This is a genomic window from Rothia sp. BD8 (genome assembly GCF_044878465.1).
GTDB lineage: Bacteria > Actinomycetota > Actinomycetes > Actinomycetales > Micrococcaceae > Rothia > Rothia kristinae.
In genome coordinates this window covers 312,486-337,546 of the sequence record NZ_JANJES010000001.1, presented here as the reverse complement: position 1 = coordinate 337,546, position 25,061 = coordinate 312,486, and the positions used below count along the sequence as shown (strand labels likewise).

21 protein-coding genes are annotated in these 25,061 nt (G+C 72.8%); 6 read left to right on the top strand and 15 right to left on the bottom strand.

Annotation, left to right across the window (positions count from 1 at the left end):
• Positions 1 to 151: 151 nt before the first annotated feature.
• Complete coding sequence (locus NQ707_RS01510) at positions 152 to 400, top strand: WhiB family transcriptional regulator (RefSeq protein WP_058731267.1); 249 nt, start codon at positions 152 to 154, stop codon at positions 398 to 400.
• A gap of 95 nt (positions 401 to 495) precedes the next feature.
• Here NQ707_RS01510 and NQ707_RS01505 read toward each other — a convergent pair whose 3' ends face one another.
• From NQ707_RS01505 to NQ707_RS01495, 3 genes are all read right to left on the bottom strand, one after another.
• Positions 496 to 2,070, bottom strand: coding sequence for a sensor histidine kinase (locus tag NQ707_RS01505; protein ID WP_058731266.1), 1,575 nt, complete (start codon positions 2,068 to 2,070; stop codon positions 496 to 498).
• A gap of 69 nt (positions 2,071 to 2,139) precedes the next feature.
• The gene (locus NQ707_RS01500; protein ID WP_363834337.1) at positions 2,140 to 3,534 is read right to left on the bottom strand and encodes a chromosome partitioning protein; all 1,395 of its coding nucleotides are present in this window, start codon (positions 3,532 to 3,534) and stop codon (positions 2,140 to 2,142) included.
• A complete protein-coding gene (locus NQ707_RS01495; protein WP_058731264.1) occupies positions 3,531 to 4,184 on the bottom strand; it encodes an SAF domain-containing protein in 654 nt (217 codons plus the stop codon). The genes NQ707_RS01500 and NQ707_RS01495 overlap by 4 nt, the downstream gene beginning before the upstream one ends.
• A gap of 279 nt (positions 4,185 to 4,463) precedes the next feature.
• Between NQ707_RS01495 and NQ707_RS01490 the strand changes: the two genes are divergently transcribed.
• Entirely contained in the window at positions 4,464 to 4,685 is a 222-nt protein-coding gene (locus NQ707_RS01490; RefSeq protein WP_058731263.1) for a helix-turn-helix domain-containing protein, read from the top strand.
• 43 nt (positions 4,686 to 4,728) lie between these two features.
• On the opposite strand, the gene NQ707_RS01485 is transcribed toward NQ707_RS01490, so the two are convergent.
• Complete coding sequence (locus NQ707_RS01485) at positions 4,729 to 5,298, bottom strand: hypothetical protein (RefSeq protein WP_058731262.1); 570 nt, start codon at positions 5,296 to 5,298, stop codon at positions 4,729 to 4,731.
• Positions 5,299 to 5,438: 140 nt separating this feature from the next.
• On the opposite strand from NQ707_RS01485, the gene NQ707_RS01480 reads away from it, so the two are divergent.
• Both NQ707_RS01480 and NQ707_RS01475 read left to right on the top strand, forming a co-directional pair.
• Positions 5,439 to 6,485 carry a hypothetical protein gene (locus NQ707_RS01480; RefSeq protein WP_404434357.1) on the top strand — a complete coding sequence of 349 codons (1,047 nt, stop codon included), beginning with the start codon at positions 5,439 to 5,441 and terminating at the stop codon, positions 6,483 to 6,485.
• Between the two features lie 122 nt (positions 6,486 to 6,607).
• Positions 6,608 to 7,162, top strand: a complete 555-nt coding sequence (locus tag NQ707_RS01475) for an Rv3235 family protein (protein ID WP_058743630.1) — start codon at positions 6,608 to 6,610, stop codon at positions 7,160 to 7,162.
• A 19-nt stretch (positions 7,163 to 7,181) separates the two neighbouring features.
• Here the strand turns inward: NQ707_RS01475 and secA are convergent, their stop codons facing one another.
• The 10 genes from secA to NQ707_RS01425 all read right to left on the bottom strand — a co-directional run bounded on the left by secA (position 7,182) and on the right by NQ707_RS01425 (position 20,290).
• Entirely contained in the window at positions 7,182 to 9,980 is a 2,799-nt protein-coding gene (secA, locus tag NQ707_RS01470) for a preprotein translocase subunit SecA (RefSeq protein WP_404434352.1), read from the bottom strand.
• A gap of 259 nt (positions 9,981 to 10,239) precedes the next feature.
• A complete protein-coding gene (hpf, locus tag NQ707_RS01465; protein WP_404434350.1) occupies positions 10,240 to 10,935 on the bottom strand; it encodes an HPF/RaiA family ribosome-associated protein in 696 nt (231 codons plus the stop codon).
• A gap of 187 nt (positions 10,936 to 11,122) precedes the next feature.
• Positions 11,123 to 11,947, bottom strand: coding sequence for a ComF family protein (locus tag NQ707_RS01460; RefSeq protein ID WP_058731374.1), 825 nt, complete (start codon positions 11,945 to 11,947; stop codon positions 11,123 to 11,125).
• 88 nt (positions 11,948 to 12,035) lie between these two features.
• Positions 12,036 to 13,742, bottom strand: coding sequence for an LpqB family beta-propeller domain-containing protein (locus tag NQ707_RS01455; RefSeq protein WP_404434348.1), 1,707 nt, complete (start codon positions 13,740 to 13,742; stop codon positions 12,036 to 12,038).
• Positions 13,739 to 15,472 carry an MtrAB system histidine kinase MtrB gene (gene mtrB / locus NQ707_RS01450; protein WP_404434346.1) on the bottom strand — a complete coding sequence of 578 codons (1,734 nt, stop codon included), beginning with the start codon at positions 15,470 to 15,472 and terminating at the stop codon, positions 13,739 to 13,741. The genes NQ707_RS01455 and mtrB overlap by 4 nt, the downstream gene beginning before the upstream one ends.
• 14 nt (positions 15,473 to 15,486) lie before the next feature.
• Positions 15,487 to 16,176 carry an MtrAB system response regulator MtrA gene (gene mtrA / locus NQ707_RS01445; protein WP_064725193.1) on the bottom strand — a complete coding sequence of 230 codons (690 nt, stop codon included), beginning with the start codon at positions 16,174 to 16,176 and terminating at the stop codon, positions 15,487 to 15,489.
• Positions 16,177 to 16,372: 196 nt separating this feature from the next.
• Positions 16,373 to 17,443: a hypothetical protein gene (locus NQ707_RS01440; protein WP_404434343.1), complete on the bottom strand. Its 1,071-nt coding sequence runs from the start codon at positions 17,441 to 17,443 to the stop codon at positions 16,373 to 16,375.
• Entirely contained in the window at positions 17,436 to 17,828 is a 393-nt protein-coding gene (locus NQ707_RS01435; RefSeq protein WP_058731379.1) for a chorismate mutase, read from the bottom strand. The genes NQ707_RS01440 and NQ707_RS01435 overlap by 8 nt, the downstream gene beginning before the upstream one ends.
• A 10-nt stretch (positions 17,829 to 17,838) precedes the next feature.
• Complete coding sequence (mnmA, locus tag NQ707_RS01430) at positions 17,839 to 19,026, bottom strand: tRNA 2-thiouridine(34) synthase MnmA (RefSeq protein ID WP_404434341.1); 1,188 nt, start codon at positions 19,024 to 19,026, stop codon at positions 17,839 to 17,841.
• Positions 19,027 to 19,084: 58 nt separating this feature from the next.
• Entirely contained in the window at positions 19,085 to 20,290 is a 1,206-nt protein-coding gene (locus NQ707_RS01425; RefSeq protein WP_404434336.1) for a cysteine desulfurase family protein, read from the bottom strand.
• A 184-nt stretch (positions 20,291 to 20,474) separates the two neighbouring features.
• On the opposite strand from NQ707_RS01425, the gene NQ707_RS01420 reads away from it, so the two are divergent.
• Complete coding sequence (locus tag NQ707_RS01420) at positions 20,475 to 20,939, top strand: tRNA (cytidine(34)-2'-O)-methyltransferase (protein ID WP_404434332.1); 465 nt, start codon at positions 20,475 to 20,477, stop codon at positions 20,937 to 20,939.
• A 144-nt stretch (positions 20,940 to 21,083) separates the two neighbouring features.
• Here the strand turns inward: NQ707_RS01420 and NQ707_RS01415 are convergent, their stop codons facing one another.
• Complete coding sequence (locus tag NQ707_RS01415; RefSeq protein WP_404434327.1) at positions 21,084 to 22,742, bottom strand: S1C family serine protease; 1,659 nt, start codon at positions 22,740 to 22,742, stop codon at positions 21,084 to 21,086.
• A gap of 219 nt (positions 22,743 to 22,961) precedes the next feature.
• Here NQ707_RS01415 and NQ707_RS01410 point away from each other — a divergent pair, with 219 nt between their 5' ends.
• Complete coding sequence (locus NQ707_RS01410; RefSeq protein ID WP_404434323.1) at positions 22,962 to 25,034, top strand: TPM domain-containing protein; 2,073 nt, start codon at positions 22,962 to 22,964, stop codon at positions 25,032 to 25,034.
• The last annotated feature ends 27 nt before the right edge of the window (positions 25,035 to 25,061 follow it).

Genomic DNA, 25,061 nt, shown 5'->3' with positions numbered 1-25,061 from the left:
TGGGCACACCCCTTGTTCACGCACTGTTTACGTGCGAACCTGTAACGAGTCACCGCACGAGGCCCCCGACCTGGCTTGGGGGCACTTCTGTCTGCCCTCCCGCCGCGCATCGCCTCCGTCGGGACGGCGTCTTCACACAAGGAGCGTTCATATGGATTGGCGCAGTCGCGCAGCCTGCCTCGACAAGGATCCCGAGCTGTTCTTCCCGGTGGGCAACACCGGACCCGCCCTCCTGCAGATCGAAGAGGCCAAGACCGTCTGCCGCAGCTGCACCGTCATGGACACCTGCCTGCAGTGGGCTCTGGAGACCGGCCAGGACTCCGGGGTGTGGGGCGGGATGAGCGAAGACGAGCGCCGCGCCCTCAAGCGCCGCGCAGCCCGCGCCCGCCGCGCCTCCTGAGATCCGCCCACCTGCATCGGGCAGTCTGAGGGCCGCCGACGGTCACCGCAACCGTCGGCGGCCCTTCGCGTCCGTCCGGGCCCTGCCCGGGCGGCTCAGGTCCCAGCCTCCCCCGGCACCTGCGCCGTGATGGTCACCGTCGTGCCGCCCCCGGGACGCGGCTGCCAGCGGATCGACCCGCGCAGCTCGCTGGCCACCAGGGTGCGCACGATCTGCATCCCCAGCCCCTCCCCGCGCTGCGGCGGGCGGTAGGCCGAGACCCCGGATTCCTCGATGGGCGCCTCGCCCATTCCCACGCCGTCGTCGCTGACGGTCACCACCAGCTCGGCCTCCTCCCCGGGGAGCTCCCGACGTCGGCCGTTCAGGGTGACGGTGCCGGACTCCCCGTCCAGACCGTGCTCCACCGCATTGGCCACGATCTCGTTGATGATCAGCGCCAACGGCGTCGCCAGCTCGCTGGGCAGCTGGCCGAAGCGGCCCTCCTTGCGCGTCGTCACGCTCTGCCCCGGGGAGGCCACCTCCGCGGCCAGGCGGAACTGTCGGGCGATCAGTTCGTCGAAGTCCACATCCTGGCTCAGCCCCTGGGAGAGCACCTCGTGCACCATGGCGATCGTGGCGACCCGCCGCATGGCCTGCTCGAGGCCCTCCCGGGCTTCCGTGGAGGTCATCCGCCGCGCCTGCAGGCGCAGCAGCGCGGAGACCGTCTGCAGATTGTTCTTGACCCGGTGGTGGATCTCGCGGATCGTCGCGTCCTTGGTCATCAGCTCCAGCTCGCGACGCCGGATCTCCGTGACGTCCCGGCACAGCAGCAGCGCTCCGAAGCGCTCCTCCCCGCGGCGGGTCTGCCTTTTCAGCGGGATCGAGCGGAAGGTGATGCTGACCTTGGCCGTGGCCAGCTCGCTGCGCCACGGCATCCGCCCGGTCAGCACCAGAGGCATGACCTCATCGGCTTTGTCGGTCTCCGGCAGCAGCCCCCGGGTCATCTCCGCCAGCGCGGCCCCGATCAGCGGGCCGGAGTATCCCAAGCGGCGGTACACGGACACGGCGTTGGGGCTGGCGAAGGTCACCCGCCCCTCGGCGTCCAGGCGGATGACGCCGTCGGAGACCCGCGGGTTGCCGTGCGTGGCGCCCACGGGCGCTGCGAATTCTGGCCAGGCTCCGCGCGAGACCATGCTCAGCAGCTCCCGCGCGGTCTCCCGGAACACCGAATCCAGCCGTCCGTACATGCGGGAGGCGAAATCTCCGCTGTGCAGGGTCAGCACGGCGATCGTGCGCCCGTGGCGCACCAGCGGATACACCACGACCTTCTGCAGGAACTCCCCGCCCCATTGGATCTCCTCCAGGGACTGCACGGTCTGGTCGAACCAGCACCGCAGCGCCGCCTCGCCGATCTGCGGGTCCATGGGTCGGCCCACCATGTCCCGGTCGAAGACGGTCTGGGCGCTGGAGGGCCGCACGTGGGCCAAGCCCTGGAATCCGCTCAACGGAGCCGGCCCGCCCTGGGCATGACCCGACAGGTCCACCGAGACGAAGTCCTCCGGGAACCACAGCACCAGGTCCCCGCGTGCCAGATCGGCCACCAGCTGCCAGTCCCCGACCAGCAGATGCAGCCACTCGGAGTCCCCGGGGCCGAATTCGCCGGTCTTCAGAAGCGGTTCTGCAAGCGTCATGGGAGCCTCGCTGACGGTGGTCTCGTGGCGATGGGGTGGGCCCTCCCATCGTAGGCACGGCCGGTGCGCTCAGCGCCGATGCCGCCGCGGCCTGCGTTGCCCGGCGCCGCGACGACCCCCGGAAGCCCTCGACTGCTCGGCGGCCTCGGATGGGGTCTGGCCACCGGTACCCTCCGGCAGCGGGCGGACCAGGGCCGCCAGATCGCGCAGGTCCGCCGTCAGCGGCGAGCGCGGGGCCTCCTCCGTGAGGGTCCTGCCGCGCATCAGGGCCCGGTCACAGGCCGGAGGGTCCCACCGCAGGAACGCAGCGATCGGCTCCCCCGGTCCGAAGCGCGCCCAGGCCCGGCCGATCTCCTCCGCGGCGCGCTCCTCCCCGGCACCGGCGGCCTCGGCGCGCAGCTTGTTGACCACGACGGTCGGGGACGGCATGCTCGGCTCGAGCTCGCGCAGCCGCTGCAGGTCCTCGACGCCGCGCACCAGCCGGGGCAGGCCGATCGGATCCGCCTGCCCGACGGCCAGGATGCGATCCGCATCGGCCAAAGCAGTCAGCGTCGCGGTGCTGCGCTGCGGCGCCCCGGGGTCCAGGACCCAGGACTCCTCCTGCTCCAGGCTGTAGCCGACGTCGACGATCACCGCGTCGTACTCCTGCCGGGCCAGGCGCAGCACCTTCAGCAGGGGTGCCCGGCGCACCTCGATCCAGCGTTCGGGCCGGGTGATCCCGGTGAGCACCTCCAGCCGACGTCGGCCGATCCGCACGACGTCGACGCATTCGGTCAGGCTCCCCGCGTCCAGCACGTCGCGTTCGGCGGCCCGGCAGGCCCGGGAGAGTCCGGAGCTCTCCTCGAGCAGGCCGAGGAAGGCCGCGATGCCGGCGCCGAAGGTGTCCGCGTCCACGAGCAGGGTGCGGTGCCCGGCCGCGGCCAGCTCGGCCGCGATCCCGACGGCCGCCGTCGTCGTGCCCGGGGCCCCGAGCGGCCCCCACACCACGGTGCTCTCGCCCCGGGCAGGGCTCTCCCGCTCCGCCGCGGGCATCTCGGTCGAGGAGCTCGCCGCGGCCGGCTCGGACGGGAGAAGATCCTCGGAGCCGAGGTCCTCGGGCACCGCGGGCTCGGCCGTGGCCGAGGCGATCTCCGGCACCGGGGTCTCCAGGGCTTGGCGGATCACTTCGGCGGAGGCGGAGGCGGGGATCGTGACCAGCCCCCAGTCCCCTTCCCCGGCGTCGGCTCCCATGAGCACGACGGCGGCCCCGGCAGAGCGCAGGGTCTGGACCAGGGAGAGGGTCAGATCCGGGGTGGGGCCCACGATCAGCACGGCATCGGCCAGGCCGCCGGAGACCGTGGCCAGGACCTCCGAGAGCTCGAAGCAGCTGCGCACCACGGTCAGCCCGGAGCGGCTGTCCTCGATGCGCGCGAGCACCTCGCCCTCGTCGTCACCGAGCAGGACCACCGACCATCGGGCGCTCACGGCAGGCTCCGGTACGTGGGCACGAGGGTCACCCGGGCATCCGAGGCGGAGGCCCGGATCAGCGAGGGCAGGTCCTCCTCCTCGACCAGGACCTGCACGGTGACCTGGTCGGATCCGCCGATCGCGGTGTCATCTCGGGTGATGCGCGCGATCTCCGATCCGGTGACCGCCCGGGCGGGATCGGGGGTGTCCTGGCCGGCCTGCGCCTGATCGGTCACCCACACATCCACGCTCTGCCCGACCTCCAGACCGCCGGTCTGGTCCCGGGGCAGCGTCAGGGACATGGGTTTGCGGTGCAGGGCGTCGGCGGCACCGATGCTGCTGCGCGGGATGAGCTGGCCGGTGAAGATCGGCTGCGTGGCCACCGCCCCCTCGGCCAGCTGGGCATCCCGGGGCAGATAGCCCTCGCCGGCGTCGGCGAGGCTGACGTCCACGGTGCGCAGATCCTCCGGTTTGACGGTCTCACCGACCCGGATGTCGTGCGCGGCGGCCAGATAGGCTTCGGTCCGATCCCCGGCCCGCACGATGCCGACGACCGCGATGACGGAGACGAGCACGAGCAGGATGCCCACGAGGAGGCGGGGATCCCGCCAGGTGGGTCGCTGCAGGCGCGGGGAGAGGGCGGCGGTGGGAGTCGGGTGATCGGGCACGGGATGGTCCTTCGCTCGGTCGGTGCCGGACAGGGGCGCCCGGACTCACCCGGGCGGCGCGGGGTGTGTCCCCTTGCCCGGCATCCTAGCGGGTATGTGAGACCGGACACCGTTTTCGTCCACAGGCTGGGTCGGTCCGCTCCTGGCGCCTCCGGTCCTTCCGGTCCGGCCCAGTCCAGCGCCCGGGCTGTGGATGGACGGCGACTAGACTGGGGAGCCGTGCGATGATGGGGCCCAACCCGGGCCCGACCGGAGACCGGTGAGAAAGGACTGCCAGCCGTGAGCGCTCCTCGCTTCCTGACGCTGACCGACGTCGCGGAGACCCTGAACATCTCGATGTCCCAGGCCCGCGCGATGGTGCGCTCCGGAGAGCTGCCCGCGATCCAGGTGGGCGGGCGCGGTCAGTGGCGGGTGGAGAAGTCCGTGCTGGAGGATTACATCGAGCAGGCCTACCGTCGCACCGCGGCGAGCATCCGCGAACACCAGGACACGCAGGGCTGACGCGGCAGACGACGCCGCCGGCTCGGCATCTCCTCTGCCGGGCTCAGCGCCCATCGGCCTCGGTGCCGCGAGCGGGCACCGCGAGCGCAGCGATCGCGCGGAAGGGATAGACCCGCCGACCCCGACCTGACCGGGTCGCGCCAGCGTGCTCGGCGCTGAGCCTGAGGATCAGGTGATCGGCGCCGACCCGCTCGATCACGCCCTCGCATTCGACCTCCTCGGCCCCGCGCAGGCTCAGCAGCCGCACCGGCTCCCGGTGCGCGGCCAGCGCCCGCAGCGCCGTCGTGAAGCGCAGCGTGCCACCCGAGGCGCCGCGCCGGGGCGGTGAGGCGGGCTCCCACCAGGTGATCGCGCGGATCGGGACCAGATGCTCCTCCCCGCGCTGCAGGACCAGCACCCAGTCCGCCCCGACGCTCTCCAGCGCCCCCGCGACCGTGCGGCCGGAGGCAGTCATGAGCCGCAGCGCCGCACCCTGATGGGCGCCCAGCAGCTCCGTCATGGTGGTGCGCGCGGCGATGAGCCGGGATTCCTCCGCCGCATCCTCCTCGATGCCGCGCTGGCGCTGCGCGGCCCATCGGCTCTCGAAGTCCTCGAACAGGCGCTGCCATCTCATGCACCGATCCTAGGGCCCTCCGCCCCGTCCGGGCCGCCTCGAGACCCGACGACGGAATCGGGACAGCCGACCCCTTGACAGCCTCTCGACCCCGGGAGAGACTTCCAAACATCACCAAACGTCATCAAATGGAAGCATCGGTGATCATCATGGAACGACTTCAGGGTTCTGGGCCCCGTGGGTTCTGGCGCGTCGGGACGCTGCTGTGCCTGTTCGGGGCCATAGCAGTCGCGTCCTCGGCCGGGCTGGTGAGCCTGCTGGGAAGCCTCTCCTGGGCCGAGCTGACCTCCCCCGCCGCGGATCCGGAGCGCCTTCTGGTGCGATTCCTGCTCCTGGCGGCGCTGGGCCTGGTGCTGTGGTGGTCCTGCGGCGCTGCGGTCCTGGCGGTGCGCAGCCTGCTCGCCCGGGATCCGGGAAGCCCGCGGCTGCGCCCGGCCCACCACCGCCTCCCGCGCCCCGTCGCCCTGCCGGGGCCGGTGTACCGGGTCGTGCTGCTAGCCCTGGGGATCAACGCCGCGCTGCTGCCGGCGGCCCACGCCCAGCAGAACGAGGCGAGCCCCTCACCGACCCCGCAGCCCTCCGGGGCCGCGGAGACCTCCGCGTCGGCGGACCCGGTCGAGACCCCCGACGGCGAGACCTCCGCTCCGAGCACCTCCGCCGATGCCGCCGCGCAGACCGCCGCGGATGCGCCCGCCTCGACCCCGTCCGAGGGCCCGGAGACGCAGCTGAGCCCGCTGTTCCCGGCCACCGCCGCGATCCTGCCGGCGGCTCAGGCCGAACGGCTCGCGGCCCCGAGCACGGCCTCCCCCGTCGCCGTACGCGAGGCCGCCGAGCTCACGCCCCTATTCGGCGCCGCCCGCGCCGATACACAGTCCAGCAGCACCGACGTCGAATCCCCTGCGGACCAGCCGCCCCCGAGCTCACCGGACCGGACGGCGGCCGAAGCCGCCGACGAGGCTCTTACAGTCTCCGACTCCTCGGTCTCCGGTGACGCGTCCACGTGGGTGGTGCTGCGCGGACACACGCTCTGGCAGATCGCCGCGACCTGCACCGGAGACCAGGACGATGCCCGCACGGCCCGCGCCGTGCAGCGGATCTACGCCGCCAACGAGCACATCCTCCGGGACGGACCCGACTTCCTGCTGCCCGGCCTGGTCCTCACGATTCCACCGGAGGTCGCCAGCTGAACCGCCGAACGCCCCCGCCTCCCCGCTCCCGACCGAATGCTCAGCGGAGCCGACCGCCGCCGTGACGGATCCGGTCGGGCTCCCCACCCCGACGACGACCACCCATCGAAAGGACTCCCGCCATGTCCGCCACCCAGCTGCCCGCCCCGACCATCAGCCCGCGCACCACCGCCCCGATGCCGGGGGTGCCGCGCACCGGCACGGTCCTGTCCATCCGCTCCGTGCCCGGGACTCCCGGGGCACATCCTGCCGGGCCGCCCCCGTACTACCAGTGGCGGCGTCGGACCGTGGATCCCGAGGAGGAGCTGCGTCGCGTGCACGCGATCGCCGGCGCGGTCGGGGCCGCCATCGCGGAGGTCGTCGCCGGGCGGCGCCAGCTGCACCAGCTCTCCCGCTGGGTGCATCCCATGATCATGCATCGGATCAGGGAACGGCGCGACCTGGAGGCTGGGACCCCGGTGGCCCCCAGCCCCACGATCGTGGCGCTGGAGCAGGCCCCGCGCGGGTCCCGCTTCGCCTCCCCCGCCCGTCCCCAACGGGTCCGGGCAGTGTGCGCGGCCCCCGACGAGTACGAGGCCGCCGTGGTCGTGCGGGTGGAGGATCGCTGCCGGGCCCTGGCCCTGCGCATCCACCGAGTCCGCGGTCAGTGGCAGATCGTGGCCGCGGAGATCGGCTGAGGCGCGGGGCCTCCGGCACTCACCGGCGTCGTGTGGAGCGTGCCGAACCGCGGCGGGCCCGGCGGGCCGCGCGGTTGCCGGTCGGCTGGCCCTCGCTGGCCTCCCCGTCGGCGGATCCGGCAGACCCGGAGGCATCCGCCCCGGCACCGGCGCCCTCCGACGCGGCGCGGTCGGCACCCGCAACCTTGCCCGCCTGCTCCTCGGCAGAGCTCTCGCCGGTCGCCTCGACGCGGCTGAGCTGCTCCCCGGACTCCCCCGGGGCGGTGAAGCGCAGGAACTTCGGCTGCTGCGGCACCTCCAAGGCCTGTGAGGACATGCGCGTGCGCTGCTTGGACAGGTCCAGCTTGAACAGGTAGGCGACGGTCTCCTCGCGGATCGCGCCCATCATCTCCTGGAACATCGCGTAGCCCTCGCGCTGGTACTCCACCAGGGGGTCGCGCTGGGCCATCGCCCGCAGCCCGATGCCCTCCTTGAGGTAGTCCATCTCGTACAGGTGCTCGGGCCAGTGCCGCCCGATCACCGAGAGCACGACGCGCCGCTCGATGGTGCGCATCGCCTCCGAGCCGACCTGCTCCTCGCGCTGCTCGTAGATCACGCGGGCATCGGAGAGCACCTCGTCGATGATCATCTGCTGGGTGATCTTCCCGCGCCCACCGGCGGCCTCCTCGAGGTCCGCGACGGTGATGCTGATCGGGTAGATCCCGGCCAGCAGCTCCCACAGCTGCTCCAGATCCCAGTCCTCGGCGTGGCCATGGGAGGTCTTGTCCTCGATCGCGGAGGTCAGCACCTCGGTGACGAACTTCTGGATGTTCTCCGCGATGTCGTCGTCCTCGAGGATCCGGGCCCGATCGGCGTACATGGCCTCGCGCTGGCGGTTCAGGACGTCGTCGTACTTGAGGATGTTCTTGCGCTGTTCGGCGTTGCGCGCCTCCACCTGGTTCTGCGCCGATGCGATCACCCGGGAGACGATCCGGTGCTCCAGGGCGGTGTCGTCCGGGGCACCCGCCATCAGTCGGGCCGCCGCCGCGCCGTTGAACAGGCGCATCAGGTCATCCGAGAGGGACAGGTAGAACCGGGATTCCCCCGGGTCCCCCTGGCGCCCGGAGCGTCCGCGCAGCTGGTTGTCGATGCGCCGGGACTCGTGCCGCTCCGTGCCCAGCACGTACAGCCCCCCGAGCTCCTTGACCTCCTCGTGCTCCTTCTTCGTGGCCTCCTCGCAGGCGGCCAGGACCTCGGGCCACTTCGCCTCGTACTCCTCGGGCTTCTCGGCCGGATCCAGACCGAGCTCGGCCATCCTCTCCACGGCGTCGAACTCGGCGTTGCCGCCGAGCATGATGTCGGTGCCGCGCCCGGCCATGTTGGTCGCCACGGTCACCGCGCCCTTGCGCCCGGCCTGGGCGACGATGGCGGCCTCCCGGGCGTGGTTCTTGGCGTTGAGCACCTCGTGGCGCACGCCCTGCTTGGCCAGCAGCTTGGAGAGGTACTCGGACTTCTCCACGGAGGTGGTGCCCACCAGCACGGGCTGGCCCTTCTCGTGGCGCTTCGCGATGTCCTTGACCACTGCGGCGAACTTGGCGACCTCGTTCTTGTAGACCAGGTCCGGCTGGTCGATCCGCTGCAGCGGCTTGTTCGGGTCGATCACGGCGATGCCGAGGTCGTAGGTGTTCACGAACTCGGCCGCCTCGGTCTCGGCGGTGCCGGTCATCCCGGAGAGCTTGTCGTAGAGGCGGAAGTAGTTCTGCAGGGTCACGGTGGCCATGGTCTGGTTCTCCGCCTTGACCTCCACCTTCTCCTTGGCCTCGATGGACTGATGCACGCCCTCGTTGTAGCGGCGCCCGGGCAGGATGCGCCCGGTGTGCTCGTCGACGATGAGCACCTCGCCCTTGAGCACCACGTAGTCCTTGTTGTTCGCGAACAGCTCCTTGGCCTTGATCGCGTTGTTGAGGAACCCGATCAGGGGGGTGTTCTCCGACTCGTAGAGGTTGTCGATGCCGAGGTGGTCCTCGACCTTCTCGATGCCGGGCTCCAGCACGCCCACGGTCTTCTTCTTCTCATCGACCTCGTAGTCGCGGTCGCGCACCAGGTCGCGGGCGACCCGGGCGAACTCCCCGTACCAGCGGTTGGCCTCCCCCGCGGCAGGACCGGAGATGATCAGCGGGGTCCGGGCCTCATCGATGAGGATCGAGTCGACCTCGTCGACGATGGCGAAGTGGTGTCCGCGCTGCACCCGCTCGTCCACGGACCAGGCCATGTTGTCGCGCAGGTAGTCGAAGCCGAACTCGTTGTTGGTGCCGTAGGTGATGTCCGCGGCGTACTGCTTGCGTCGCTGCTCGGGGGTCTGCTGGGAGAGGATGACCCCCGGCTCCATGCCCAGGAAGCGGTACACCCGCCCCATCAGGTTGGCCTGGTATTCGGCGAGGTAGTCGTTGACGGTGACCACGTGCACGCCCTTGCCGGTCAGGGCGTTGAGATAGGCCGGCAACGTGGCCACCAGGGTCTTGCCCTCGCCGGTCTTCATCTCGGCGATGTTGCCCAGGTGCAGGGCGGCCCCGCCCATCAGCTGCACGTCGTAGTGGCGCTGGCCGAGGGTGCGGGCGGAGGCCTCGCGCACCGCGGCGAAGGCCTCGGGCAGCAGTCGATCCAGCTGCTCGCCGTCCTCCAGACGGGCCTTGAACGCGTCGGTCTCGGCACGCAGCTCGGCGTCCGTGTAGGCCTTGAAATCCTCTTCGAGGGAGTTGATCGCCTCGGCGTAGACCCGCAGCTTCTTGAGCAGCCGCTTGTCTCCGGTGCGAAGGATCTTTTCCAGGAAGGATGCCACGAGCGATGAACTCCTAGTCACGACGGCGGATGAGGGCGCCGGGAGGCACCCGTGCGGCGGGCGCTCGCCCGCAGTCCCGGGTCCGTGCGCGGCGTCGGCCGCCGCGGGGCGGGTGTGCCGGGCGGACCCATCAGCGCAGTCTACGCGATGCGCCGCACCGCGTCCGGTTCTCGCGCATGGGAATCCGCTGGGAGCGCGCGAACGGGGCCCGGGGAGGCGCCAGCCGCACCCCGGGCCCCGCCAACACGGTGACGGGTCCTCAGGAGGCCTGGTAGACCCGAGTCTCGGTGGTGCCCTCCTCGGGCGTGTCCTCCCCGAGGGTGATGACCCCATAGGTCCAGCCCTTGCGACGGTAGACGGCGGCCGGGCGGCCCAGCTCCTCGTCGATGAACAGGTAGAAGTCGTGGCCGACCAGCTCCATCCGGTCCACGGCCTGGTCCACGCTCAGCTGCTCCGCCGGGAAGGTCTTGCGCCGGATCTGCACCGGGGAGATCTCCGCGGTCAGCGGGTAGTCCTGGTCGAAGGCCGCCTCCTCCACGGGGACCTCCTCGGCGGAAGCCTCCTCCGCGGGCAGCTCGATGCGGGCCTGCTGCTGCCCCGCCTCGATCACGGGCAGGGCGCCGGTGGCCTCGGAGACCGACTGGGGGCGGGCATGCCCGCGGCGGATCTTGCGCCGGTCACGGGCGCGGCGCAGGCGCTCCAGCAGCTTGCCGTAGGCATCGTCGAACACGGCGAACTTGTCCGCGCCGGTGGCCTCGGCCCGCAGCACCGGGCCGGGCCCGTGCACGGTGATCTCGACGGTGATGGACTGGGGCCCGCTGCCGACCTTCGCGACCTTCACGTCGATGGATTCCACCCGGTCGTTGAGCTTCTCGAACTTCTCGACCTTCTCCTCGACGTATTCGCGCATGCGCTCGGGGACCTTGACGTTGCGGCCGTAGACGGTGAGTTCCACGATGACCTCCCTGAGGGAAGAGGCGGGGTGCGGTCGGCCTGCCAGGGGCCGTCACGCCGGACCCGACAAGGGCCGCCGCACGAGGAGCGGATCTGACCGACTCCCTGTCCCCACCCTACCCGGGCGACGTCGGGCAGGTCACACCATGACGCCGCGAGATCCACCGCCCCGAGCCGCAGGAGGCGCCTCAATCGGGCAGACGGACCGCCGCGACGACGGCCGCCCCGAGCACCACGCCCCCGGCCTCGAGGATCGCCCGGCGGGCTTCCTCCAGGCTGGCCCCGGTGGTCAGCACGTCGTCGACCAGCACGCAGCGGGCACCGTCCAGCCGCACCGAGAAGCCGCACCAGGACCACGGCGGGCTGACGGCGGCGACCATGGAGTGATGGACCCGGGCCCGACGCTGCCCGGCCCCCAGACCCTTCTGCCCGCCGCGGGCGGCACCCCATGCGAGCTTCCCCGGGAGCCGCCCCCGACGGCGCAGGCACGGGACCAGTCGCAGGCGCACCCCGTCGGGACCGCCGCCGCGCCGCAGCTCGGCCAGCGCACCCCGCGCGAGGGCCTGTGCCGGGACGAAGCCGCGGCGGCGGAACGCCGCGGCGGAGGAGGGCACGGGCACGATCAGGACCTCGCGCGTTCCCGGCGCATCCGCCAGGGCCTCGGCCAGGGTCGCGGCCAGCGCCCGGGCCAGGGCCCGGGCGAGCACCGGCTGGGCGTCCGTGCGCCCGCCGTTCTTCCACGCCAGCAGCAGCCGTGCGGCCTCGTGGCGGTAGGCCCCGGCGGCCGCACAGGGCAGCGCATCCGGCCACCGCGGGGCCCAGGCCGCGGCATCGCACGGACGGGCCGTGAACCGGTGGAACAGCGCCGAGCACACCGGACACAGTCCCCGGATCCCCACGCCGCAGCAGGCGCAGGAGCGGGGCAGCAGCGCCTCCAGCGTCTGCCCGACCCAGTCCCCCGCCCGCAGGGCCCAGGCATCCAGGCGGCGCGAGACCGCAGCGTCATCGTCCATGCACCGAGACTGTGCCGCATCGACGCACCCCGGACAAGCCCTGCCGGCTCGCCTGTGGATGACCCCGCGGATCCCACCGGGGGCGGGCTCAGCCGGGGTAGGCCAGGTCTCGCACCGCCGTCTCGACGCGGGACCACGAGGCGCCGGAGAGACGATAGACGTCGGAGGAGGTCTGGGCGTAGACGCTCTGCACCCCGTCCCCGCCGCTGATCGCCTCGATCCCGGACAGCCCGTCCAGCTGATCCGAGCGGCCGGTCAGGTGCATGACCTCCACCCCGTCTCCGGCCGTGTCGGCGATGACCGCGGCCGAATCCGAGATCCACCGGGCTTGGGCGGGGTGCACCGTCGTGGAGACCCGCAGCGGATCGAGCAGGCGGGTGGGCGCCCCATTCTCCTCTCGCACGACGCCGGCCACCCACAGCCGGGCGGCAGAACCCTCCCCTGTGACCACCAGGGCCCGGGTGCCGTCCCGGGAGATCCGCAGGGAGGAGACGCTCTGACCCCGCAGCCAGTCGGCGGTGACGGTGCGCGGCTGCTGCCCATCCCGATCCCCCAGCACCGCGTGCACGGTGCCGTCGGCGGAGGCGGTCCAGACCCACCGTCGGAAGTCGATGCTGGGGCGGGTCAGCCGCCCCGGCAGGTCCAGGTCCAGGGCAGTGCCGTTCTTGGCGCGCACCCCGAGGTGGCCGCGGTCCTCATCCAGGTAGGCGTAGACCGAGCGGCTCGGATCCGTCCCCGGCTGGCGCGGTGCGCTCAGCGGCGCCTGCAGGTCGGAGATGGCGCGGACCTGGTCCGGCGCGTAGGAGACCAGCTCGTCCTCGCGCACTCCCACCTGCTGCTCGCCGACCTGGGGATCCGTCTGGGGCTCGCGGTAGTCGGAGACCTGGCCGACGTCGATCTTCTTGTCGTCGATGCTGATCGCCGCGTCCGAGATCGCCGTGATCCCGGAGAGGGTCTGGCGCAGCTGGGAGTGCATCCGCTCCAGGGTCAGCTGCCCGGCCTTCGAGATCTCACCTCCGGTCAGCCCCACCTGGGCCACACCCCCATCGACCGGCACCGAGGCTCGCTGCAGGGAGGTCCCCGCCGGGATCGGGGAGACCACGGCCCCGGTCAGGTAGGGGGCGGGACCCTGCAGCAGAACCCGCACCAGGGAGGTCGCCACGGTGGGCCGGCTGACGAACCAGCGGATGTCGGGCACCGCGTAGGTGTAGGTGGGGTCGTAGAAGTAGAGGGAGAAGGAGCGGAACAGCCGCTCGAACTGCGTGCGCGTCAGGGCCGTGCCGTTCGGGATGCTGCTGATCCGCCACTGCCCGTCCACCCGGGTGAAGCCCACGTGCAGGGTGCGGGTGTCCGGCTCGTCATAGGAGGTCGCGATGCCGCGGTCATCCACATGGGTGGCCACCGGGATCTCGGCTCGGAGCCGGTCCTGACCGCCGTCGCCCTCCACGGTGATCCCGTCCCGATACACCCAGGTCTCGTCCTCCGGGGACCAGCTGGCCGCCAGGTCCCGGGTCAGGAAGGAGCGTGCTACGGCGTAGTCGTCCTCCACGCCGGTGCCTGCTTCGAAGAAGCCGCGCAGGATCTGCTCCGGATCGTCTCCCTCTCGGGGCCCGGCGGGACTGTAGGCCGGGGTCGGGGTGGCGCTGGAGGTCTCGCCTTCCGCGTAGTGGTAGACCTGCCCGTCCGTGGGGATGCGGCCGCAGGCGGTCAGTCCCAGGATCAGGGCCAGCAGGGCCAGCAGGATCCTCCGGACACGCGGACGGCGTCCTGTCGGGATCGGGCGGGCGGTGATCATGCTCGGTCCTCCGTTCCGGGGTCGACGGGGCTGGAGTCGACGGGGCTGGGATCGTGAGCGGCCCCGCTCGCGGCGTCGGCCTGCGCATCTGCTGGGTCCGCCGTAGCCGACGGCGCAGGGTCCGGGATCCCATCCGGGGGCAGGCCCAGCGGGGGGTCGCCGGCCGTCTCGCCCTGGTGCAGCGGCAGGGTGAGGCGGAAGCAGGCGCCCTGACCCGGCTCTCCCCAGGCTTCCAGCCGGCCGCCGTGCAGGCGCACGTCCTCGGCCGCGATGGACAGCCCCAGTCCGGTGCCGCCCAGCGTGCGCTTGCGCGAGGGGTCGGCCCGCCAGAAGCGGTCGAAGACCCGCTGGGACTGCTCCGCGGTCATTCCGATGCCGTGGTCGCGCACCGCCACGGCGGCGTCGTGGGTCCCGGCGGCCAGCCAGATGTCCAGGGGCCGGCCCTCGGAGTGCTCGATCGCGTTGACCAGGAGGTTGCGCAGCACCCGCTCGATCCGCCGGGGATCCATCTGCACCGCGCAGCGCAGCTGCTCCCCGTGCAGGCGCACCGTCAGACCGGCGCGGTCCAGGTGCGGGCGCACGGATTCGATGGTGTCCTCCACGAGATCGGCCAGGTCCACCGTGGACACGTCCAGGGTCGCGGAGCCTGCGTCGAAGCGGGAGATCTCCAGCAGATCAGCCAGGAGGGATTCGAAGCGGTCCACCTGGTGGTACATCAGCTCGGTGGAGCGCTGGAAGGACGGCTCCATCCGCTCGCGCCCGTCGTAGAGCAGCTCCGCGGCCATCTTCACGGTCGTCAGCGGGGTGCGCAGCTCGTGGGAGACGTCGGAGACGAAGCGCTGCTGCATCTTGGACAGGGTCTCCAGCTGCTCGATCTGGTGCTGGATGGAGTCGGCCATCTCGTTGAACGACGCGCCGAGCACGGCCGCCTCGTTCTCCCCGCGGATGACGACGCGATCGTCCAGGTCCCCGTCGGCCAGACGCTCGGCGGCCGCCGCGGTCTGGGAGATGGGGCGGATCACGGAGCGGGTCACCCACCAGACGATCGTGGCGACGAAGACCAGCAGGATCGCGAAGCCCACGGTGATGACGAACTGGATGTAGTCCAGGGTCTGCTGGGAGGAGGAGAGGTCGTAGACCAGGTACAGCGCATACCGATCCCCCTGGTTCAGGTGCACCGTGGACCCGACGATCAGCACCGGCACCGGGGTGCCGTGCTCATCCACCGGCAGCGAGGCGGACTTCCAGAACACCCCGTCGCCTCCGGTGACCTCCTCCTGCAGGTCCTGCGGCACGCTGGAGGGGCTCATCCACCGGTTCTGCGCCTGGGCGCCCACACCGGCCTGATCCGAGCCTGCGCCGACGGGGATGAGGATCCACTGGCGCTTGGCGTCGGCCCCGTGGGTCTCGAGGATGGTCAGGGAGCTCTGGATGAGCTTCTGGATCTCCGCCTGGCTGGAAGCGTCCGAGCTGTTGAGGATGCCCTGCACATCGGAGAAGCCCTTGGAGGACTCCTCCAGCGCCTGGCTCTGCGACTCCCGGAACAGGCTGCTGGCGATCTGCGTGGACAGGAAGGAGCCGGCGAACAGGAAGGCGAGCAGGGACAGGGAGGTGGCCACCACGACCGCGGAGAACTGCAGGGAGGTGCGCCAGCGCTGGCGCAGGGCGCGCCAGAGTGCGGGCACGACGCCGAGGACGCGGCGCAGCGGGCGGGTGAGGTGACGGGCCATGGGGCGGGCGGCGGCTAGCGGCGGACCTGGTGGGCGTTGGCTTTGTAGCCCACCCCGCGCACGGTCTGGATCAGCTCCGGATTCTCCGGGTCCTTCTCGATCTTGGCGCGCAGACGCTGGATGTGGACATTGACCAGGCGGCGGTCGGCATCGGAGTCCATGCCCCAGATCCGATCCAGGAGCGTGTCCCGGGAGAGCACCTGCCCGGGCTCCTGGGCGAGGTTGACCAGCAGGTCGAACTCCAGGGGGGTCAGGCGCACGGTCTGCCCCTCGCGGGTCACGGCGCGTCCGGCCAGGTCCACGTGCAGGTCCCCGATCTCCAGGCGGTCCGCGGACCGGGTTTCCCCGATGCGCAGCCGGGTGCGGATGCGGGCCAGCAGCTCGGCCGGTTTGAAGGGCTTGGCGATGTAGTCATCGGCGCCTGCCTCCAGCCCCCGCACCACGTCCTCGGTGTCGGACTTGGCGGTGAGCATGATGATCGGCACATCCGAGGTCTCCCGGATCTTCTCGCACACCTGGATCCCGGTCATCCCGGGCAGCATGAGATCCAGCAGGATCAGGTCCGGGTCGTAGCTTTCGAAGGCGGAGACGGCGCGGTCCCCGGTCTCGCAGAAGGTCGGCTCGAAGCCCTCGTTGGACAGCACGATCCCGACCATCTCGGCCAGAGCCTCGTCGTCGTCGACCACCAGAATCCGCGCTTTCACTCGCGCCCCTTTCCCGCTCGATGCCGCTGTCGCCTCCCGGCCGCGGCCTGGCCCGGTTCCGCGGCGCACGGGAGCACTCCAACCCTACGTGATCCGCAGGGCTGACTCGGTACGATGCCGTGCCGAGGCCGCTGCGGCGACGGCGCTCAGATGACGGCATGCGATAGCGACGCGAGAACCGCTGGCTGCGGAGGGCCTACGCGGCGTCCTCGGCGGCCAGCTCCGCCAGGATCTGCGCGGTGCGCGCCCCCACGCCCAGCAGCGACGCGACCCGTTCCGGGGCCACGGGATCCAGATCCGCCCGCTCCTCCAGCGCGATCCCCCGCAGGTGCTCCTGCCCCAGGCCCAGGCTGCGCCAGGTGCGCCACAGGGCTGCGGCCTCGCGCCCCGGGTCCGGCAGCCGTCCCCGGGTGTCCGGACCGGTGAGCACCCCCAGGCGCAGACCGAGACCGGTATCGTGCGCGGCGGCCGCGGCTTCCCAGTCCCGCGGGTCGGTGCTCGCCGGACGCACGGCCACCGCATCGAATTCCGCCCGCAGGTCCGGATCGGGTACGGGCCCGCCCTGATCGAGGATCGTGCCCAGGCCCAGCGACCGGGCCGCCAGGGCCAGCTCGCTCAGGGCCGCGCGGGCCTCCCCGCGGGGCACGGCGCGCAGGGTGCGCAGACCGGAGGCGGTGGGCACCCGGCCCGCCAGCACCTGCTCGGCGCGGAGCTCGCGCACCCGCAGGACCAGGTCCTCCCCCTCCACCGCGGTGCGCAGGGCCCGGACGTATTCGGCCAGACCGGCCCGCTGGGCCTCCCGCAGATCCCGGCGCGCCCCGTGATCGGCCAGGACGGCCCGCCCCTCCCCGAGGTGCAGCTCCGCGGCCAGGCTCAGCGGCCCGATGAGGTCCACCACGGTGGTGCCGCGGTGCCCGGCGGATTCCGCGCCGATCGCGTCGGCCAGTGCCTGCACATCCGAGCTCAGCCGCGCAGCGGCGGTGCGGGCCTCCCGGCCCGGGCTCTCCCGCAGCCGCCACCCGGCAGCCTGCAGGTCAGCGGACAGGCCGCCCAGGGTGGCCACCGTGCGCGCCAGGCGGGTTCCGGCCCAGCCGGCCTCCGGCAGCACGGGCAGCGCCCCCTGGTGCGGGTCACCCAGCTCCCCGCGCAGCATCCGCAGGGACTCGGGCATGTCGGTGCCCGGCAGGGATCCCCGGGTGCCCGCGCTCAGCCGCGCCGCGCCCAGCCGAGGCAGCGGGTCGGTCTCGGTCGGACCGGGTTCAGTCATTCCGGGCGCGCTCCTTCTCGTGCTGCTCCGCGATGCGCTCGTGGTGGCGGATCACCTCGCTGACGATGAAGCTCAGGAACTTCTCGGCGAAGGCCGGGTCCAGGTGGGAGTCCTCGGCCAGGGCCCGCAGGCGCCGGATCTGGGCGGCCTCCCGGTCCGGGTCCCCCGGAGGCAGGCGATGCTCGGCCTTCAGATGCCCCACCCGCTGGGTCGCGCGGAAGCGCTCGGCGAGCAGGTGGATCAGGGCGGCGTCGATGTTGTCGATCGTGCCGCGCATGGCCAGCAGCTCCTCGAAGACCTCGGGATCGATGTCGCTCAGGGAGCTGGCCCGCTCGTCGAAGGCGGGGGCTGCGGGAGTCTCGTCCTCGGTGTGGTGCGCGTTCATGCAGGGCAGTCTACGGGGCCGGAACCACGTCGGGCCGGTCCAGGGAGTAGGCGCGGTGGATCGTCGCCTGACCCAGCACCCGGGTGCCCTGGTAGATCACCAGGGTCTGCCCGGGGGCCACCCCGCGCAGCGGGCCGCGCAGGCGCACCACCAGCTGCACGGCCGTGCGCCCGTCCACCTCGGCCTCGCGCAGCCGGGCCGTGGCCGGCACCGGATCCGCGTGGGCGCGCACCTGCGCCATGACCTCGAAGGCCTCGGAGGCCTCCGGGGCCTCCCCGCGCGCACGGGCCTGCAGGAAGGCCTGCGCCTCGGGCACGGGGCATCCGGCCCAGCTCTGCCGGATCCCGAGGATCTCCTCCACGGCCAGCATCTCCTTCGGCCCGACGACGACCTCGTTGGTCTTCGGGTGGATCTCCAGGACGAAGCGGGGCTTCCCGTCCGGGGCGGGCCGCCCGATCGCCAGGCCCTTGCGCTGGCCCACGGTGAAGGCCCGCGCCCCACGGTGGGTGCCCAGCACCTGCCCGGAGGTGTCCTTGATCGGCCCTTCCTGCAGGTCGATGCGCTCCTCGAGCCAGCCGCGGGTGTCCCCGTCGGGGATGAAGCAGATGTCGTGGGAATCGGGCTTCTTCGCGATCGCGAAGCCGCGCTCGGCGGCCTCGGCGCGCACCTCGGCCTTGGTGGGGGTCTCGGCCAGGGGGAACATCGCGTGCTCCAGCTGGGCCTCGGTGAGCACGCCGAGCACGTAGGACTGGTCCTTGGCCCAGTCCGCGGCCCGGTGCAGCTCGGGGCGTCCGTCGGGATCGCGCACGATCCTGGCGTAGTGCCCGGTGCACACGGCGTCGAATCCCAGCGCGAGAGCCTTCTCCAGCAGGGCCGCGAACTTGATCTTCTCGTTGCAGCGCATGCAGGGGTTGGGGGTGCGTCCGGCGGCGTACTCGCCGATGAAGTCATCCACCACATCCTGCTTGAACCGCTCGGAGAAGTCCCAGACATAGAAGGGGATGCCGAGCTTGTCGCAGATGCGCCGGGCGTCCATCGAGTCCTCGATGGTGCAGCACCCGCGCGAGCCGGTGCGCAAGGTCCCGGGCATCCGGGACAGGGCCAGGTGCACCCCGACGACGTCGTGCCCGGCATCCACCGCGCGCGCGGCCGCCACCGCGGAGTCCACTCCCCCGCTCATCGCCGCCAGGACCTTCATGCTCCGCTCCTCCTCATGCTCGTCCGTCAGTTCCGCTGCCTATCTCTCAGACCCGGCCTCACCAGGCGCCACCCGGGACATGATCGGCCATCCCGGCGGCACTGGCCTGCCGATACGCCTGGGGCAGGGCCTCCAGGAGGGCCCGCACGTCCTGCTCGGTGCTGGTGCGGCCCAGGGTGAACCGCTGGGCCCCGCGCGCCTCGGCCTCCGTCAGGCCCATGGCCAGCAGGACCTCGGAGGGGCGGGGGACCCCGGCGTTGCACGCGGAGCCCGTGGAGGTGCGCACCCCGGCCATGTCCAGCAGGAACAGCAGGGAGTCCCCCTCGCAGCCGGGGAAGGTGAACAGGGCGTTGCCGGGCAGGCGGGAGTCCGCCCCGAGGTCCGCGGGTCCGCGCAGCACGGCCTGCGGGACGCGCTCGCGCACCCCGGCCACCAGGCGATCGCGCAGGCCGCGGATCCTCGCGGCCTCGGCCTCCAGATCCGCCAGCCCGGCCGCGGCGGCCCCGAAGCCCGCGGCACCGGGGGCATCCACCGTCCCCGAGCGCACCCCGCGCTCCTGCCCGCCGCCGTGGATCAGTGCCTGCAGGGGGGCGGTGCGCACGGCCACCAGGGCGCCGACGCCGAAGGGCGCGCCGATCTTGTGCCCGGACACCGCCATGGTGGTCGCGCCCACAGCGCGGAAGTCCACGGGCAGGCTGCCGTAGGCCTGCACGGCGTCGGTGTGGAAGGGCACCTGCGCCGCGGCGGCGATCTGCGCGAGCTCGGCGACCGGCTGGATGGTGCCGACCTCGCTGTTGGCCCACATCACCGCGACCAGCGCGTGCTGTCCCGGGTGGGCGGCCAGGGCCTCGCGCAGGGTCTGCGGGTGGACCCGACCCTCGGCCTCGACCTCCAGCCAGTCCAGTGCGGCACCCTGGTGCTCGGCCAGCCATTCCACGGTCTCGCGCACCGCCTGGTGCTCCACCGCGGAGACCGCGATGCGGGTGCGGCGGGGGTCCTGCTCGCGCCGGGCCCAGTACATGCCCTTGACGGCGAGGTTGTCGGCCTCCGTGCCGCCGCCGGTGAGGATGACCTCGGCCGGATCCGCCCCGAGGCTGGCGGCGATCTGCTCCCGCGCGGTCTCCACGGCGGAGCGGGCCGATCGCCCGGCCCCGTGCAGGGCGGAGGCGTTGCCGCCGGCGCGCAGCTGGGCGAGCATGGCCTCCAGGGCGCGCGGATCCACGGGCGTGGTGGCGGCGTGGTCGAGGTAGGCCTCCCGGACCATGGCGGGCTCCTTCCCGGCGGATGCGGCGTGTGCGGCGGGTGCCGTGGATGCGGCTGGTGCGGTGGATGCGACGGATGCTTCGGCGACGCCGGGGGCGCCGCGGCGGACACCCCATGCTACGCGCGCCGTGCGCGTCCCGGGCAAGAGCCCTGCGTCACCGGGCGGGGGCCTAGACTGTGGGACCGTGTTCGACATCCTCTTCCACACCCCGGAGATCCCCGGCAACACCGGCAACGCGATCCGCCTGGCCGCGGTGACCGGGGCGCACCTGCACCTGGTGGAGCCGCTGGGCTTCGACCTCTCGGATGCGCACCTGCGCCGCGCCGGCCTGGACTACCACGACCTCGCGGTGATGACGGTGCACCCGGACCTGGATTCCGCCTGGGCGGCGCTGTCCGGGCGCCGGATCTTCGCCTTCTCCACCACGGCCCGGGTCAGCTACGCGGACATCGCCTATGAGGAGGGGGATGTGCTGATGTTCGGTCGGGAGTCCGTGGGCCTGCCGCGGCAGGTGCAGGAGGATCCGCACGTCACCGAGCGGGTGCGCATCCCCATGCTGCCGGGGCGCCGCTCCCTGAACCTGGCCAACTCCGCGTCCATCGCGGTGTACGAGGCCTGGCGCCAGCACGGCTTCGGAGGGGTCCTCTAGCGCCCAGCCCCGCGGTCCCGCACCCCTCGGGGTGGCTTCACACGGGGTCGCCCGCGCAGGGTTCGGCCGCGCACGCGAGACGACGCCGCGCCGACCCCGGAAGGATCGGGGTCGGCGCGGCGTCGTCGACGCGGTTCAGCCGCCTCAGCGACCGGAGGAGGAGCTGTCCGAGGCGCTGCCCAGGGTGACCTCCGCGGTCTTCTCGCTGCCGTTGCGCTGGTACTTCACGGTGACCTTCTGCCCGGCCGCGGCCTCGCGCACGCTGGCGGTCAGGGATTCGGCGTCGGTGATCTGGCGCCCGTCCAGCTCGGTGATGACGTCGCCGGTGGACAGCCCCGCCTGCTGGGCCGGGCCGTCGGAGCTCAGCCGCTTGATGACGGCGCCGTCGCTGAAGGTCTGGGACTTGTCCCCATCCGCGGGGCTGGAGGCCACCGAGGCCCCCAGCAGCCCGTGGGTCGCGTGCCCGTCGTCGATGATCTCCTGGGCCACCCGCTTGGCGTAGTCCACGGGGATGGAGAAGCCGACGCCGATGTTGCCGGTGGAGCCGCTGGATTCGGAGCCGCTGCTGGACCCGGCCGAGGCGATCGCGACGTTGATGCCGATGACCTCGCCGTCCTTGTTGACCAGGGCCCCGCCGGAGTTGCCGGGGTTGATCGCGGCGTCGGTCTGCAGCACCGCCAGAGAGATCGTGGAGTTGGACTGGGTCGTCTGGGTGCGCCCGTTCTTATCCGGGAACTGGAACTGGAAGGGCGAGCCCTGGGATGAGTCCTCGGTGTCGCCGCCCTCAGGGGCCGCGGAGGAGGCCACGGAGATCGTGCGGTTGAGGTTGGAGACGATGCCGTCCGTGACGGTGCCGCTCAGGCCCAGCGGGGAGCCGATGGCCACGGCCGTGTCCCCGACGTTGAGCTTGCTGGAGTCGCCCAGGGTGGCCGGGGTGAGGTCCAGGCCGTTCGCGTCGATCTTCAGCACGGCCAGATCCGAGGTGGGATCCGTGCCCACCACCTGCGCGGAGCGCACGGAGCCGTCGGACAGCTGCACCTCGGCGGTCGCGTTCGCGGTGGCCCCGTCCAGGGTGGCCACGTGGGTGTTGGTGAGGATGTGGCCCTGTTTGTCCAGGATCACCCCGGAGCCGGTGCCGGACTCCCCGCTGCCGGTGACGGCGATGGTCACCACGGAGGGCGAGGCCTTCTGCGCCGCGGCGGTGACCTCGTTGACCGAGCTGTGGTCGTTGACGATGGTCGTGCCGCCGCTGCCGGAGGAGGAGCTCGTGGAGGCGGAGTTCGCCTCGATCAGCCCCGTGGTCCCTGCGGCAGCACCCCCGCCGATCAGCGCGGCCACCGCCATCCCGGCGATCAGGGTGCCGGCGCCGAACCGGCGGCGATCCCGCCGCGGTGAGGCGGGCTGGTAGATGGGCTGGCCCGCGGTGCCCCAGCCGCCGTCGCCGCCGCCGTATCCGCCCTCGCCGTAGCCGTATCCGTAGGCCGCGGGCTGGGCCGCGGTCTGGGTGGCCTGGGTGGGCTGCTCGGCGGTGGCGGCCGCCTGCTCCTGGGTCCTCGCCCCGGAGGCCTGCCCGGCCCAGGTGGGGTAGGCCGCGGTGCTCTCCTGCGCAGTGCCCTCCTGCCCGGAGCCTGCCGGGCGGGTGCCTTCCTGTGCGGTGCCTGCGGGGCGGGTGCCCTGGATGCGCTGGGCGCCGGCGTCGGCGCCGATCGGGCGGGTGGACGGCTCCTGTTCGGCCCACGGGTGGGGCCGGGTCCGGTCCTCGTGACCGTCGGGCTGGTGGGGGTCCTGGGGCGGGGTGGTCATCCTCGAGCCTTTCATGCCGGGTCCTGCTGATGGGGGGGCGGTGCGACCGCGCCGGTGCGCACGGCGCCCCGATGCTCGCTTCCACTGTGCTCCGCTCGGCTGTGCCCCCTGTGTGCGGATTCTGGACGTTTCCTGATCGTCACCTTGCCGCGTCGGCCTCGTCTGCGCCGACGGTGGACAACCCGTGATCCCCGCGCCGCCGTGGCCTAGTCTGGTGCCATGGAGCATCCAACCCGCCCCACCGCCGAGAGCCGAGGACGCCACCGGTCCGCCCTGCTGGTGCTGGCCGCCGTCGGCGCGAGCACCGCGCTCGGCGCCGCGCCCGCTCTGGCGCAGGCCCCGATGGATGTCTCCCCCGGACAGCGCGTGGTCGACGAAGCCGGGGTCCTGGGCTCGACCCAGACGCTGGATTCATCGATCGACCGGCTGGCCGAGGACCAGCACCTGACCCTCTACGTCATCACGGTGGATGAGTTCACCGACCCCTCCGGTGCCGATGCCTGGGTGAGCCGCTTCTCCGAGCTGAACGACCTCGGCGCCACCGACGCCGTGCTGGTCATCGCCACCCAGGCCCGCCAGGCCAAGTTCGAGGCCAGCTCCTCGGGCCCGATCACCCAGGAGCAGCAGCAGCGGATCTACCAGGATCGGATCTTCCCGAAGCTGCGCGACACCAACTGGACGGGTGCCGCCGAAGCCGCGGTGGACGGGATGCGCGAAGCCGCGCAGTCCTCGCGCGCCTCCAGCGGCGGGGGCGGCGGCAGCCAGGGACTGATCAGCGGCGGCTGGCTGCTGGCCGCCGGCGGCGCGGGGGCCGTGGGTGTGTGGACGTGGCGGTGGCGGCGTCGGCGCGCCAACGGAACGAGCGCCGGCACCCCCGGCACGCCGTCTCAGGCCGCGGGTGCCCCCGGTGCCGCCCGGGTCCCGGGCGCTGCCCCCGCGGATCCGCTGGACGCGATGGACCTCGCGCAGCTGCGCGCCGAGGCCGGACCCCTGCTGGTGGCCGCGGACGACGCCGTCGCCCGCAGCGCCGAGGAGCTGGAGTTCGCCCGCGCCCAGTACGGCGACGAGGCTGTGCGACCCTTCGAGACCGCCCTCGCCCAGGCCCGGGAGAGCCTGACCCGCAGCTTCCAGCTGCAGCAGCAGCTGGACGACGACATCCCCGACACAGAGCAGCAGCAGCGCTCCTGGCTCACCGAGATCATCCGCGGGTGCCGCGCCGCCCAGGCGAGCCTGACGGCCAAGCAGGAGGAGTTCGCCCGGCTGCGCCGACTGGAGGACTCCCCCGCCGAGGCGATCTCCGCGGCCGGGAGCGGCGTCGAGCAGGAGCGCGCCCGGCTGGAGCGCACCCGCCCGAGGATCCGCGAGCTGACCGGACGGTTCGCCGTCGGCGCGGTGGAGCCGATCCTGGACTCCCTGGACGAGGCCGAGCGGCGGCTGGAGCTGGCCGCGGAGTCCGTGGGTCAGGCCCGCACCCACCTGGAGGCCGGGGAGGTCTCCGCCGCCGCGCTCGCGGTGCGCGGCGCGGAGGAGGCCACCGGGCAGGTCCGCTCCGTGATCGCCGCGGCCGAGCGATCGGCCGGCGAGCTGGAGCAGGCCCGGGCCTCCCTGGAGGAGGCGCTGGAGCAGGCCGAGGCCGACGTCGCCGAGGCGCAGGCCCTGCTGGGCCGGGGCGGCTACGCGGATCTGAGCGGGGCGGCGGCCCGCGTGCGCCAGGCGGTCTCCGCGATCCGCGCTGAGCTGGCCGCAGGCCCCGTGGATCCGCAGGCCCAGGCCCGGCGCCTGCGCGAGGCCCGCGTGCAGCTGGATGAGGGCCTGGCCAGCGTGCGCGATGCCCACGCCCGGGATCGCTCGGCCCGCCAGACCCTCGCCCACACCCTGATCTCCGCGCAGACGGCCGTCGCTGCGGCCACCGACTACGTGGCGGCCCGCCGCGGCGGCGTCGGCCAGCAGGCCCGCACCGCCCTGCACGAGGCGCAGCGGCACCTGGCCGAAGCGCAGCGGCTGCGCGACGCCGAACCCACCGCGGCCCTCACCGAGGCCAACCAGGCGCTGCTGCGGGCCCAGCAGGCCCAGTCCGGGGCTGATGCGGACGTGCGCAGCTTCCGCACCGGCCCCGGGGCCGGCGGATCGAACCGGAACTCCGCCCTGCTGGGCGGGCTGCTGCTGGGCACCCTGCTCGGCGGCGGGAACCACGGCGGCTTCGGCGGCGGTGGCTCGGGGGGCTTCGGCGGCGGCAGCTTCGGCGGCGGCGGGGGCGGCTTCGGCTCCGGCGGGGCCGGAGGAAACTTCTGACACCAGCTCCTGAGCCGAGCTCCGGAC